At 39.0% G+C, this 14,100-nt stretch carries 11 protein-coding genes; 8 read left to right on the top strand and 3 right to left on the bottom strand.

The features are described from left to right. Positions 1–76: 76 nt before the first annotated feature. On the bottom strand, positions 77–1,009 hold the full coding sequence (locus C4S38_RS10225) for a FecR family protein (protein ID WP_103983665.1): 933 nt from the start codon (positions 1,007–1,009) through the stop codon (positions 77–79). A 172-nt stretch (positions 1,010–1,181) separates the two neighbouring features. Then, entirely contained in the window at positions 1,182–2,492 is a 1,311-nt protein-coding gene (locus tag C4S38_RS10220) for an acetylxylan esterase (RefSeq protein WP_103983664.1), read from the bottom strand. Between the two features lie 490 nt (positions 2,493–2,982). Between C4S38_RS10220 and C4S38_RS10210 the strand changes: the two genes are divergently transcribed. From C4S38_RS10210 to C4S38_RS10175, 8 genes are all read left to right on the top strand, one after another. Then, positions 2,983–3,426, top strand: coding sequence for an ABC transporter permease (locus tag C4S38_RS10210; RefSeq protein ID WP_103983662.1), 444 nt, complete (start codon positions 2,983–2,985; stop codon positions 3,424–3,426). Positions 3,427–3,495: 69 nt separating this feature from the next. Beyond that, a complete protein-coding gene (locus C4S38_RS10205; RefSeq protein WP_103983661.1) occupies positions 3,496–4,017 on the top strand; it encodes a shikimate kinase in 522 nt (173 codons plus the stop codon). A 9-nt stretch (positions 4,018–4,026) separates the two neighbouring features. Further along, positions 4,027–5,238 carry an alanine dehydrogenase gene (locus tag C4S38_RS10200; protein WP_099464687.1) on the top strand — a complete coding sequence of 404 codons (1,212 nt, stop codon included), beginning with the start codon at positions 4,027–4,029 and terminating at the stop codon, positions 5,236–5,238. A gap of 90 nt (positions 5,239–5,328) precedes the next feature. Further along, a complete protein-coding gene (locus tag C4S38_RS10195; protein WP_103983660.1) occupies positions 5,329–7,182 on the top strand; it encodes a 2-oxoacid:acceptor oxidoreductase subunit alpha in 1,854 nt (617 codons plus the stop codon). 4 nt (positions 7,183–7,186) lie between these two features. Further along, the gene (locus C4S38_RS10190) at positions 7,187–8,203 is read left to right on the top strand and encodes a 2-oxoacid:ferredoxin oxidoreductase subunit beta (RefSeq protein WP_103983659.1); all 1,017 of its coding nucleotides are present in this window, start codon (positions 7,187–7,189) and stop codon (positions 8,201–8,203) included. Between the two features lie 250 nt (positions 8,204–8,453). Further along, a complete protein-coding gene (gene pckA / locus C4S38_RS10185; protein WP_099464684.1) occupies positions 8,454–10,061 on the top strand; it encodes a phosphoenolpyruvate carboxykinase (ATP) in 1,608 nt (535 codons plus the stop codon). 187 nt (positions 10,062–10,248) lie between these two features. Further along, positions 10,249–11,349 carry a TlpA disulfide reductase family protein gene (locus C4S38_RS10180; RefSeq protein WP_103983658.1) on the top strand — a complete coding sequence of 367 codons (1,101 nt, stop codon included), beginning with the start codon at positions 10,249–10,251 and terminating at the stop codon, positions 11,347–11,349. A gap of 31 nt (positions 11,350–11,380) precedes the next feature. Further along, entirely contained in the window at positions 11,381–12,919 is a 1,539-nt protein-coding gene (locus C4S38_RS10175; protein ID WP_103983657.1) for a YifB family Mg chelatase-like AAA ATPase, read from the top strand. Between the two features lie 6 nt (positions 12,920–12,925). Here the strand turns inward: C4S38_RS10175 and C4S38_RS10170 are convergent, their stop codons facing one another. Continuing rightward, on the bottom strand, positions 12,926–13,762 hold the full coding sequence (locus C4S38_RS10170; RefSeq protein WP_103983656.1) for a helix-turn-helix domain-containing protein: 837 nt from the start codon (positions 13,760–13,762) through the stop codon (positions 12,926–12,928). Positions 13,763–14,100 lie beyond the last annotated feature (338 nt).

Genomic DNA, 14,100 nt, shown 5'->3' with positions numbered 1-14,100 from the left:
CGCGTTTTTGCACCACGATAATCAGGTTACATTCTTCATAGGCTTGTCTGAATTAAGATTAACAATGTGATTCGATTTATTTTATTGTAATTAGATTACGTTCGTCATCTTTTTCGTATGTAAATTTATGTTTGAGTTGAAGTACTTTTAGCACATGTTCGATACCGTCTTTTATACGGAATTTACCGGAATAACGATATTGAAGAAGCGGAGCCCGTTCTACCTTTATGGTTACATCATAGTAGAGTTGCATCTTTTCGATCAGATTTTCGATCGTTTCGTTTTCAAAGCAGAACAATCCGTCCTTCCATTTGAAATAATTATAATCAGGAATATGCTGTTTTGTTAGCTTTCCGTTGGTGAGCTGAGCAATTTCATTTGGTTGCAACCGCAAGTTTTTTGTCATATCCGGAGATGATATTTCGACAGCCCCTTTTAATAATGAAGTCTCAAACATATTACTTCTGTTGTATGCTTTCACATTGAATTCGGTTCCTAAAACATGTATGGCATATTTTCCTGTTTGGACTGTAAATGGGGCTTTTTTGTTATGCTGAACCGTGAAATATCCTTCTCCATCCAATTCTACGTTTCGTGCATCGGCTGTAAAATGATTCGGGAATCTAAATGTAGAATGGGAGTTAAGCCATACTTTTGTTCCATCGGCAAGAGTAAGCTCAACACGCTGGCCGGCCGGTACATAGACAGTCTGCATTTCCGGTAAAATCGTATCCTGATTGAATAATTGCTTGGTTACCATAAAACAGATGATAAGAATGGCTGCGATTTTGGTAAATTCTATGGCAATGCGATATAGATTAAATTTGTGTGCAGGTTTCTTGGTCTGGTTGTGGTCTTTTGTCACATTCCATAAAGAGATATCATATAGTTTGCGGGTAGCCATATATTGGCGCATATTTTCCGGGGATTGTTCGATCCATAACATCACGGACCTTTTCTCATCTTCGGTTGCTTCGCCTTTGATATATCGTAGTAAAAGTTCTTCCATGTAGTATTATATATTATGTGATTTATATAAATAACGATACATGGAAAGATATCCCTAGTAGAAAAGTAATATTATTATAAAAAAATCATCCCGATCATTTTTAAAAAACATCCCGATGATTTGAAAAAATGATCGGGATGTTTTTTAAATGATTAAGGATCGATATGGATCTTTAGTTTATGTTCAATTGTTTCCAAATCCAATTACTCCATTCCTCTGCTTGCTCGTCATACCAGAAGTGTCCGTCCTGCGGGTAAATATGTAACTCTTTAGGCGAAGTTATCGTATTATAAGCTGCTTGCATGGAGGTAGGAGGACATGTTTCATCGTTATATCCCCAACTGAACCATCCTGGGACGGTGAGGAATTTGGCAAAGTTTACGACATCATAATATTTGCAGACATTTTTAACCGCTTCCTTAACTTCTGTAGACTGACTAAGATAATGCGGCCATCCTCCGGCTCTTTTTTCCAGATAAGCCAGATGATCGCACATACCCGGCATTAAGGGAGCGTAAAAAGTTACACGTTTGTCTAATGCAGCAGTGATAACACTTAGGGCGCCTCCCTGGCTTGACCCGGCAACTCCTAATGTTTTATTATCAAATTGCTCAAGACTGCATAAAAAGTCTACAGCCCGTATGCAGCCGGCTATCACGCGGTTGTAGTAGAAAGCGTCACGGTCGGTATTGTTGATTTGCCAATAGTTTTTTAATGCACCGTTGAAAAGGTTGTTGTAAAAAGATTGCGTCATGGTGACCGGAATGCCGTGAATACCGATTTCCAGCGTTATGGCACCATGTGAAGCGGTGTAAACATCGCCGTTATAGGGGCGGATGCCTGCTCCGGGCACACGTAATAGTGCAGGATATTTACCTTCTTTCTTCGGTATGCAAAGAATGCCGTAGGTACGTGATCCGGGGCGGACGTTCTGGAAACTGATGTGATATACATTTACTTTGTCGGTACAACGTTCGGGCAGTAAAACCATTGTCGGGTTAAGATCTGTCTGACGGGCTTTTTCCAAAGTCGAATCCCAGTACGTCTTGAAGTCTTTAGGCATGTCCGTAACCGGTTTTATTTTTTCGGGAGCATAACCTACTGTGGCAAGGCCTGAATAATCTCTTCCATTTACATGGGCTGTTACTTTGCAGCGAAGGAATCCGGGAACAGGCATGCGTCCTTTCACTTCCAACTTGCCGTTTTTGAGCGGTTGATTTGTCTTTTTCTCTGCCGGATATTCGATTGGCCCCAACTCATAGTCGACTGTTACATCTTTCAGTTCGTTCTGCGCTTTGAATACACGGATAGTGAATGTGCATGGTTCGTTTTCGGTATACAGGCAATCCGCCTTGTCGGGCGAAACCATCACGGTAATCTCTTTGCTTTGTGCCTGTACTGCTGTAATAGAACAGAAAATCAAAATAAATAAACTAAGCGTGCGTTTAACATACGCTTTTTTCTCAAGTAGTGTTTTTCTCATGATACAGATAAATAATTTATTAATAAAGCTATGTTGCAAACTTACAGAAAAAAACTGAAAATGCCATTTTCGCCAAATATCAATTTTTTATATATGTCTAATAATTAGACAGTATTGTAAAATTATTGGACACTCCGGCTTTATTCCTGTATTTGTAATTCTCTGATGAATATAGTGTTGTCTGTTTTGGCACGTTTTTTGCGATTTTATAACCGTTCTTCTCTTATGAATAAATAAACCGCATAGTGCTAACTAAATTAGAAAATTATGAAATCTATATTCAGAAACTTATACAACGTTTTTCAGAGATCTAAGAGAGCTATGATTATAAATGTTTTAGGGTTGTCTGTTGCATTTGCAATTATTATTGTTGCAGGAATTAATTTTATGAATATGAGCATGGCTCTGATCCCTAAACGGATGAAGTCAATAAATATACATAAGTACTAGGAGGTACAAACTCGTCTATAAGAGTGAACTATATTTTTGAATCGATAATTGTAAGTTCACTTTCGTTTTTGATTGGATTGGTGTTCGTCTTTTTGGTTTCAAAAACGTCTATAACGTCTTTGTTTTCAGTATAATTGCTATTATTAGATCAATTACTGGAGTTTTAGGTCTTGTGTTTTTTGAAAATGAATACCGTCAAAAAGAGATAGGCATTCGTAAGGTGCTAGGCTCCGGTGAGATGGAGATATTAGCTTTGTTTAATAAAACCTATTTAACAATTTTGATTGTATGTTTTGCGATAGCATGTGCTATAGCTCATTATTTTATTGCTAAATGGCTGGAGAATTTTTCCCTGCAGACGCCTCTTTATTGGTGGGTATTCTTTGTTAGTGGATTATTCGTTGTGGTAATTACTGTAACGACTGTTAGTTGGCAGAGTTGGAAAACTGCTACGAGTAACCCGTTGGATGCTATAGTGAGATAATTTTCTCTTTCCCTACATTACCTAATGCAATTTAATAATTACATTTGCGGTTAAACTATATGATATAAAATGAGACGTATTTTCCTGATAGGCTATATGGGAGCCGGCAAAACAACGATAGGGAAGGATTTATCCAAACGGTTGGGGCTTTCATTTATAGATTTGGATTGTTATATAGAGGGCCGTTATCTTAAAACGGTGGGACAGCTTTTTGCCGAAAAAGGAGAAGATACCTTTCGCAAGATTGAACGTAATATGCTTCAGGAGGTATCCATGTTTGAAGATGTATTGATTTCTACCGGAGGAGGTACGCCTTGTTTTTTTGAAAATATGGAATTTATGAATCGAAACGGTAAAACCGTTTATTTGCGTGTTTCTGTGGATGAATTGGTAAAACGTTTAGAACTTTGTAAACATACCCGTCCGATTCTGAAAGGTCATTCAGGAAAAGAATTGAAAGATTTTGTTGCAGAGAGTTTGAGTAAAAGAAGTCCGTTTTATGAACAGGCGTCTGTCGTTTTTGACGCCGAAGTTATGTTGACGGATTCGGATGTGCAAACCATATCTGCGGCTTTGGAAAAGATATTATAGTATTATGTTATGGAAACGACAGGTTGTGGGCAGATTCAGGGAGCTTATATTCCTCAGGAGTTATTGAAGGAAATAAGTAAAATTGGTAATCGTTTGCTGATAGGTATTCCCCGTGAACGCAATAAGGATGAAAGACGTTTGATCCTTACACCGGAAGCAGTAGACATGCTGACAGGATGCGGACATCGTGTCTTGGTGGAAAGTGGTGCCGGATTAGGAATTAATTATTCTGATAATCATTTTTCCGAAGCAGGGGCAGAAATCGTTTCTACGGCAGCCGAAGTGTTTCAGGCCGATATTATATTAAAAGTGTTACCGCCGCTGGAAGCAGAAGTTGCATTGATGCGTCCGCGAACTACCTTGTTTTCGATGATTCAGTTGAATCTGTTTACTCAGGAAGCCTACGAGCTGATGATGGCAAAACGCATTAATGCGATAGCTTACGAGCTGATAGCGGATGATCATAAAAAATATCCGGTATTGAACGTAATTTCCGAAATAGAAGGAACGGCATCTATAACCATTGCCTCCGAATTGTTAAGTAACGTACAAGGGGGAAAAGGCATTCTGCTTGGAGGTATCCCCGGTGTTTCTCCCACTGAAGTTGTTATTGTGGGGGCTGGTAATGCGGGAACGGTAGCTGCGCGGGCTGCTTTAGCTTTGGGAGCCTCCGTGAAAGTATTTGATGATGATATAAATAAACTGCGGACTATCCAGCAAGTTTTGGGGCAAGGACTTTTTACCTCTACTTTTCACCCGAATGTATTACAAAATGCTTTTCGTAGTGCCGATGTTGTGATAGGAGCAATGCGATATATAAATACCCGCCACCGTTATGTAATTGCGGAAGAATTGGTCCGTACAATGAAAAAAGGAGCTTTGGTAATAGATTTGCGGATTAATCAGGGTGGCTGTTTTGAAACAACCTGTTGCTTATCTCCAGAGGAGCCGACTGTTTTTGAACAATATGGCGTATTGCACTATTGTAAGCCGAATATCAGTAACCGTGTAGCACGGACAGCATCAATGGCTTTTAGTAATATATTTGTTCCTTTACTTCTTTTTTATGGTGACGCAGGATCGATTCAAGGGCTGATAAAGGCGGATAGCGGTTTCAGGTCGGGAGTCTATATGTATTGCGGGAAACCGGTCAACAGTTATGTCTCTAATCATTTTAATTTATCCTCTAATAGTTTGGATTTATACCTCTCGGCGTTTTAAGTAATAAAAGTTTTGTACTCGTAAAGTTTATGCTTTACTTTGCAGTGCAGGGTCTTAAATTAATAAGCGATTAAGCTAATATATAATATTATGGCAGAACAGACAAAAGTTACAACTCTGGAAAAGGTTGTAGTGCGTTTCTCGGGAGATTCCGGAGACGGCATGCAGTTAACCGGAACAATCTTTTCAAATCTGTCGGCTATTTTCGGGAATGAAATATCTACATTTCCGGACTACCCGGCCGAGGTACGTGCTCCACAAGGCACACTAAGTGGCGTATCAGGATTCCAGGTACATTTGGGATCACGTAAAATTTTTACACCAGGTGATAAGGCTGACGTATTGGTTGCAATGAATCCGGCAGCATTAAAAGTAAATGTGAAGCATTTAAAGCCGAATGCAATTGTCATTATTGATACCGATTCATTCCAGAAAAATGATCTGGATAAGGCTTTGTTTACAACAGATGATCCGTTTGCCGAACTGGGTTTGAATAGCGTACAGGTGATCGCAGCTCCTATATCTACAATGGTAAAGGAAGGGCTGGTTGAGTTTGGTCTGGATAATAAATCAGCCCTTCGTTGCAAAAATATGTTTGCCCTTGGGTTGGTATGTTGGTTGTTTGAGCGTCCTTTGGATGAAGCTATGCATATGTTGCAGAATAAGTTTGCCAAGAAGCCGGATATTGCTAAAGCTAATATTAAGGTTTTGACGGACGGGTATAATTATGGTCATAATATACATGCTTCTGTTTCAACGTATCGTATTGAAGGTAAAAAAGCAACTCCCGGGTTTTATACGGATGTGAATGGTAATAAAGCAACTTCTTACGGACTGATTGCTGCTGCAGAAAAGGCAGGTTTGCAGTTATTTCTGGGTAGCTATCCTATTACTCCGGCTACAGATATTTTACATGAGTTGTCAAAACGTAAGGATTTAGGAGTTATTACCGTACAGGCAGAGGATGAAATTGCGGGTATTTGTACTTCTATCGGAGCCAGTTTTGCAGGTTGTCTTGCTGCAACATCAACTTCAGGCCCGGGTTTGGCCTTAAAAAGTGAAGCGATCGGTTTGGCTGTAATAGCGGAACTTCCTTTAGTTATTATTGATGTTCAACGTGGTGGCCCTTCAACAGGTATGCCTACCAAGAGTGAGCAAACTGATTTAATGCAGGCTTTGTACGGACGTAATGGTGAAAGCCCGTTAGTCGTTATTGCTGCTTCTACTCCTTGTGATTGTTTTGATGCTGCGTTTTGGGCTAGTAAGTTGGCTGTTGAGCACATGACTCCTGTTATTTTATTGACAGATGCCTTTATTGCTAACGGATCTTCTGCATGGAAATTACCTGATCTGGATAAGTATCCGGAAATTAAGCCGAACTATGTTTCCAATTATAATGATGAAAAAGTATGGAAAGCTTATAGGCGTGACAAAGACAGTTTTGTTCGTTATTGGGCTGTTCCGGGTACAGAAGGATTTGCTCATCGTTTAGGTGGCCTGGAAAAGGATTATGAAACGAGTGCTATTTCTACTGATCCGGCTAACCATCAGAAGATGGTTTCTACCCGTCAGGCCAAGATAGATAAGATTGCCGATTATATACCCGAATTGGATGTTGTTGGTGATAAGGATGCTGAATTGCTGATTGTTGGATGGGGAGGAACGTATGGACACCTGTATGAAACTATGGAAACAATGCAGGAAAATGGCAAGAAAGTTGCTTTTGCACACTTTAAGTTCATTAGCCCGTTGCCAAAGAATACGGCAGAGGTTCTTTCCAAATACAAAAAGGTTGTTGTTGCTGAACAGAATAATGGGCAGTTTGCAAATTACTTACGTAGCAAAATATCAGGATTTAATCCGTATAAATTCAACCGTGTAAAAGGACAACCTTTTGTTGTCTCACGATTAGTTGAGGAATTTACTAAAATAATGGAGGCTTAAAAAGATGGCAACAGAAGAAGTAAAATTTCAACCGAAAGATTATAAAAGCGATCAGTATGTACGTTGGTGTCCGGGTTGTGGAGACCATGCAGTATTGAATTGTTTGCATAAAGCGATGGCCGAAGTTGGAGTAGCTCCTCACAATATGGCTGTAATTTCTGGTATTGGGTGTTCTTCACGCTTACCTTATTATATGAATACTTATGGTTTTCATACGATACATGGCCGTGGTGCTGCTATTGCTACGGGTGTAAAGACAGCACGCCCCGATTTGAATGTATGGCTGATAACTGGTGATGGAGACTGTCTGGCTATTGGCGGTAACCATTTTATTCATGCTGTACGTCGTAATGTGGATATTAATATTGTGCTTTTCAATAATAAAATTTATGGTCTGACAAAAGGACAATATTCTCCAACGTCAGATAGAGGATTTGTTTCTAAAAGTTCTCCTTATGGAACTGTAGAAGACCCTTTTGTTCCGGCAGAGCTGGCTTTAGGAGCCCGTGGTAATTTCTTTGCCCGTGCTATAGATGTTGATTTGAAGAATACCACTGAAATCCTGGCAGCTTCGGCTCGCCATAAGGGAACATCGGTAACCGAAGTGTTAGTGAATTGCGTCATTTTCAATGATGCTATTCATAAAGGTATCGTTGATAAGGAATATCGAGCAGAACGTACTATTTTTCTTCGTCATGGAGAGAAAATGTTGTTTGGTAAGGATAACCAGAAAGGTATCGTATTGGAAGGTTTAAAGCTGAAAGCTGTAACAGTAGGAGAAGATGGTTATACAATAGATGATGTTCTTGTACATGATGCTCATGAAAAAGACAATACACTTCACATGATGCTTGCAATGATGGGAGATGATATGCCGGTAGCCTTGGGTGTGATCCGTGATGTGGATGCTCCTACATATGACGAAGCAGTTCACCAGCAGATAGAAGAAGTACAGGCCAAAAAACCGATTCGTAAGTTGCATGACCTGCTTATGAGTGGTGAAGTCTGGGAAATTAAGTAGCAAAATGAGGTGAATTGTAATCTCCACTGAGCAAATGGAATACATGTTTTGTTAAATGCATAGAAAAGAGTCATTATTACTGAAAAATTTCCTTAATAGGGTTCGGACTATAAAAAAATGTATTACTTTTGTACCGCGGTTAACAAGGGGAACTTAAAAACAGCAAGGTTAGAGTATAAGTATATTAAAACCGCTTTACTTACTGAGTGAGATAAAAATTATATAAGTCAATTATTTAAATTAATTCAAGATGGCTAATTTAGATTTAAGCAAGTACGGAATTACAGGTGTTACAGAGATTGTACACAATCCGTCTTATGATGTTCTGTTCGCTGAAGAAACAAAACCAGGTTTGCAAGGTTTTGAAAAAGGTCAGGTAAGTGACATGGGCGCTGTAAACGTTATGACAGGCGTTTATACAGGTCGTTCTCCTAAAGATAAATTCTTCGTAATGGACGAAACCAGCAAGAATACTGTATGGTGGACTTCTGACGAATACAAAAATGATAACAAGCCGGTAGATGAAAAATGCTGGAAAGCTTGTAAGGAATTAGCAACTAAAGAACTTTCTAACAAAAGATTGTTCGTTGTTGATGCATTCTGCGGTGCTAACGAAAATTCTCGTTTGAAACTGCGTTTCATCATGGAAGTTGCATGGCAAGCTCATTTCGTAACAAACATGTTCATTCGTCCTACAGCTGAAGAACTAAAGAACTTCGGTGAACCGGATTTCGTTATCATGAACGCTTCTAAAGCAAAAGTTGAAAATTACAAAGAACTTGGCTTGAACTCTGAAACTGCTGTTGTATTCAACCTGACTGAAAAGATCCAGGTTATCCTGAATACTTGGTACGGTGGTGAAATGAAGAAAGGTATGTTCTCTTATATGAACTATCTGTTACCGTTGCAGGGTATGGCTTCTATGCACTGTTCTGCTAACACAGACAAAGAAGGCAAGAGTTCTGCTATCTTCTTCGGTTTGTCAGGTACAGGTAAGACTACATTATCTACAGATCCGAAACGTCTGTTGATTGGTGATGACGAACACGGATGGGATGATGAAGGTGTATTCAACTTCGAAGGTGGTTGCTATGCTAAGGTTATCAATCTTGACAAAGATAGCGAACCGGATATCTGGAATGCTATCAAACGCGACGCTTTGTTGGAAAACTGTACTCTTGATGCTGAAGGTCATATTAACTTCGCAGATAAGAGCGTAACAGAAAATACTCGTGTTTCTTATCCTATTTATCATATTGAAAACATTGTTAAGCCGGTTTCTAAAGGACCTCACGCTAAACAAGTTATCTTCTTGTCTGCAGATGCATTTGGTGTATTGCCTCCTGTATCTATCCTGACTCCGGAACAGACTCAGTATTACTTCTTGTCTGGTTTCACGGCTAAATTGGCTGGTACAGAACGCGGTATTACTGAACCTACTCCTACTTTCTCTGCTTGTTTCGGTGCTGCATTCTTATCATTGCACCCAACAAAATATGGCGAAGAGTTGGTTAAGAAAATGCAGAAAACCGGTGCTAAGGCATATTTGGTAAATACAGGTTGGAATGGTACCGGTAAGCGTATTTCTATCAAGGATACAAGAGGTATCATCGATGCTATCCTTGATGGTTCTATTGATAAAGCTCCTACAAAGGTTATCCCTTATTTCGACTTTGTTGTTCCGACAGCTCTTCCAGGTGTTGATCCGAATATCCTTGATCCTCGCGATACATATGCAAGCCCTGCACAATGGGATGAAAAAGCTAAGGATTTGGCTACCCGCTTCCAGAAAAACTTCGCTAAGTTTACTGGCAACGCAACAGGTAAGGCTTTGGTTGCTGCTGGTCCTAAGTTATAATTGGTTAAAATTCGTTGGTAATTTTTACTTACGATTAGAAATATTTGAATTAAAAAGCTCAGAATATTACATTCTGGGCTTTTTTTTGTTATATATGAGTTAATTTTATTAGAATTGTGAAGTTGTTTTAAAAATATATTCATATCTTTACCCCAAATTATCTGTTATTACAGGGAAAGAAGGTATAATGATTAAAAAACTAATATATTTTGTCGGAATCTTGTTGTTTTTGTCATCATGTGGCAGGAATGATACTTACCAGATAGAGGGTAAACTTATAAATCTGGAAGACCAGACAATATATGCCGTTTTTGAAGGAGGTGATTATAAGGTTGTTGATACCGTAACTTGCGAAAAGCCAGGCGTTTTTGTAATTGAACAGGCACAAAATGATTTTAATTGTGTAACTGTGTTTTTTGAAAATAAAACCCGGTGGATTACTGCATATCTGAAGCCGGGAGAAAAAGTAACAATATCGGGAGATGCGCAATATCCTTTGTTGCTGCAAGTAAAAGGCGGACGTATTAATGATAAATTATCAGCTATGCGTAGAGGTATAGCACCTTTGCTAAAAGAATTTACCGATCTGAATCGTATATTAAACGAAAAGAAATACAATAGTGCGATAGAAGAAGCCGATGTAGCTTCACGTTTGGCAAATGTAAATTTGCAATTGTCGGAGCACGCTATGGAATATATAAAGGAAAATCCTGATGAAGAAGCATCTATTGTATTGATTCAGTTATTTTTTAATGATGCCGAAGATACACGTAAAACAGATGAATTATTAGCTTTGCTAGATCCGAAGATAAAGAGTTTTTATCTTGTGCGTGAGTTGGAACAAGCCAGTGCCCGTGCAAAACGGACAGCTATTGGAGCCGAAGCACCCGGATTTACAGTAAAAAATATATATGGGAATTCGGTTAGCCTTGATTCGTTTTCTCAGAAATATGTATTGTTGGCTTTTACTGCTCCCTGGTGTGACATGTGCCAAACAGAAGACCTTTATCTGGACAAGGTAGCAACTGAATATCCAAAAGAAAAACTAGATATTTTATTAATCAGCCTGGACGATAATCAAAAAGGCGTTCGCGATGTATTAAAGAAAGATAGCATTGACTGGAATCTGGTAACCGATTCAGCCGGACAAGCCACAATGCTTATCGATTTATATAATGTGAATGCTTTACCCCGTTGTTTTTTAATAGATGAAGAAGGTAAGATCCTTTTGAAAACGGATAATGGGGCGGAAATAAAACAGACGTTGGAAAATCTGATTGAAAGATAAGAAGTCCGACTATAACTTATAAATCTTAACTATGTTAGTAAAATCCTATGCTGCTGCCTTGCAGGGTATCTCGGCTACTGTTGTCACTATTGAAGTAAATTGTACGAAAGGAATCCAGTTCTTTTTGGTAGGGTTGCCGGATGTTGCTGTTCGTGAAAGCCATGAACGGATAATATCAGCATTACAGGTAAGCGGTTATAAATTTCCCCGAAATCGAATTGTTATAAATATGGCTCCAGCGGATATCCGGAAAGAAGGTTCGGCTTATGACCTTCCTTTGGCCGTAGGGATATTGGCTGCAGCAGAAGAACTGGATGTCTCTCTGCTTGATAAATTCCTGCTGATGGGTGAGCTGTCATTGGATGGAAGCCTTTTACCTATAAAAGGAGCTTTATCTATAGCAATTAAAGCCAGGGAATCGGGTTTTAAAGGTTTTATCCTTCCGAAGCAGAATGCTCGTGAAGCTGCTGTTGTAAATGATCTGGATGTGTATGGTGCAACTAATATTAAAGAGGTTATCGAGTTTATGAATGGTAACCAGATAATGCAACCAACAATTGTAGATACCCGGAAAGAGTTTTATGAGCAGCAGGACTTTTTTGATTATGATTTTTCGGATGTTCGCGGCCAGGAGAATGTAAAAAGAGCGTTAGAAGTTGCTGCAGCCGGCGGCCATAATTTAATAATGGTAGGGCCACCGGGAAGCGGCAAATCTATGTTGGCAAAACGTTTACCATCAATTTTGCCTCCTTTTACATTACGGGAATCACTTGAAACAACTAAGATACATTCGGTTGCAGGTAAGATAAGTGGTGATACATCTCTTATGGTTCAACGTCCGTTCCGTTCTCCGCATCATACAATTTCTACGGTAGCAATGGTTGGCGGCGGAAGCTTTCCTCAACCCGGAGAAATTAGCCTGGCACAAAATGGAATCCTTTTCCTTGATGAACTGCCGGAATTCAATCGTAGTGTTCTTGAAGTCATGCGCCAGCCGCTTGAAGATCGTAAGATAAGTATTTCCAGAGCACGTTTTACTGTCGATTATCCGGCTAGCTTTATGTTAATAGCCTCGATGAATCCATGCCCTTGTGGTTATTATAATCATCCGGAACGTCCCTGCTTGTGTACTCCCGGAGCTGTACAAAAGTATATGAACCGTATTTCCGGTCCATTACTTGACCGTATAGATATACAGATTGAAATAGTTCCGGTTCCTTTTGAAAAGATATCTGAGCAACGCCCTTCCGAGTCCAGTGCGCTGGTTCGTAAGCGTGTAGTGAAGGCTCGCGCAATTCAGCAAAAACGTTTTGTTGACTGCAATGATATTTATTGTAATGCACAGATGACTACCCGGTTGCTCCACAAATACGCTGTCCCTGACGAAACGGGTTTATTGCTTTTGAAAAATGCTATGCAGCGCCTTCATCTTTCTGCACGGGCATATGATCGTATATTAAAAGTATCCCGTACCATTGCCGATTTGGATGGTTCTTCCGATATACATTCTTCCCATTTAGCTGAGGCCATTAATTATCGTAATCTGGATAGGGAAAATTGGGGTACGTAATTCTCCTTAGCTATTTCTGTATTCCTGAGGCCCCATGCCTACATTTCTCTTAAAATATTTGCCGAAAAAAGACATATTTGTGAAGTTTAGTGAATATGCAATATCGTGAATAGTTAAATCTGTTGATTTTAATTGGGTTTTTGCATCCATAATTACCATTTGAGTAATGATTTCGATACAAGTTTTGCCAGTTACCTGTTTTACAATGGTGCTGAGGTGGGCAGGAGTGATGCCAAGCCGCTTGGCATACCACGCAACATTACGTTGCGTGGTGTAATTTTGCATAACGAGTTGTCCGAAGTCTTTACTTATTTGTTCGGCTTTGGACAGATTTGTTTTGTTTGGAACCTTGTCTTTATATATTGCTCCAACACCTAATAATATGCCTGATAGAAGATGGTTTAATATATCTTTGCTTAATTGAAAATTAGCATAAGTCTTGATCAATAGTTTAAAATAGTCTTCTATTAGATAGGCTGATTCTTCCTTTAGAGGTATAATAGGAGTTTCTTTTATTGAATATATGGCATCTAATGCTGGTTTTGTGATATTGGTATTGTTGATGAAATCAGAAGAAAACCCTATAAAATAGATACGTAAATCACCTTTTATGGTATGTATCTGGAAAATAGAACCTGGTAGAATTGTGATGAAACAGCATGGTTTTACCTGGAAACGGGTCAGATTAATAGATACTTCTATCTCTCCCTGCATGCATAGTACAAAAATCTGGGCTTTTAACCGGCATGGGAAATCAGTATAAAGACTCAGGATTTCTTTAGTGACATTTGTTCCTATTACCCAGTCATGCGGCAGATCTATTTTAGGTATATCGTTTTCCATTCTATGATATATTTCTGTATGTGCAAAGATAAAATGATTTTAGAAGCTGTCTGAAAATTAGGTTTTAATTTTACAATAGTTGGTTAAACAACGGATTGTTGTATAAGAAAAAAGTCGTGGGCAGGTAAGTTTTAAAATCATCGGGATGTTTTTGAGAAATCATCGAGGTGATTTTATAAAAACATCCCGATGAAATTTAAATAAGGTTCAAACAGGTTTATCAGCTTGCATTTTGCGAAGGGTCGATTTGCTTTTTTGTATAAGGTTTATTTCTGAAAAATAGGACACGAACGAAATGGCACTAATTCCTTTTTATGCAAAATCAGCATGTTAAAATA

This window comes from Parabacteroides chinchillae (genome assembly GCF_900108035.1).
Lineage (GTDB): Bacteria > Bacteroidota > Bacteroidia > Bacteroidales > Tannerellaceae > Parabacteroides > Parabacteroides chinchillae.
The sequence above is the reverse complement of the archived record's forward strand: the minus strand, read 5'-3'. Positions and strand labels throughout refer to the sequence as shown.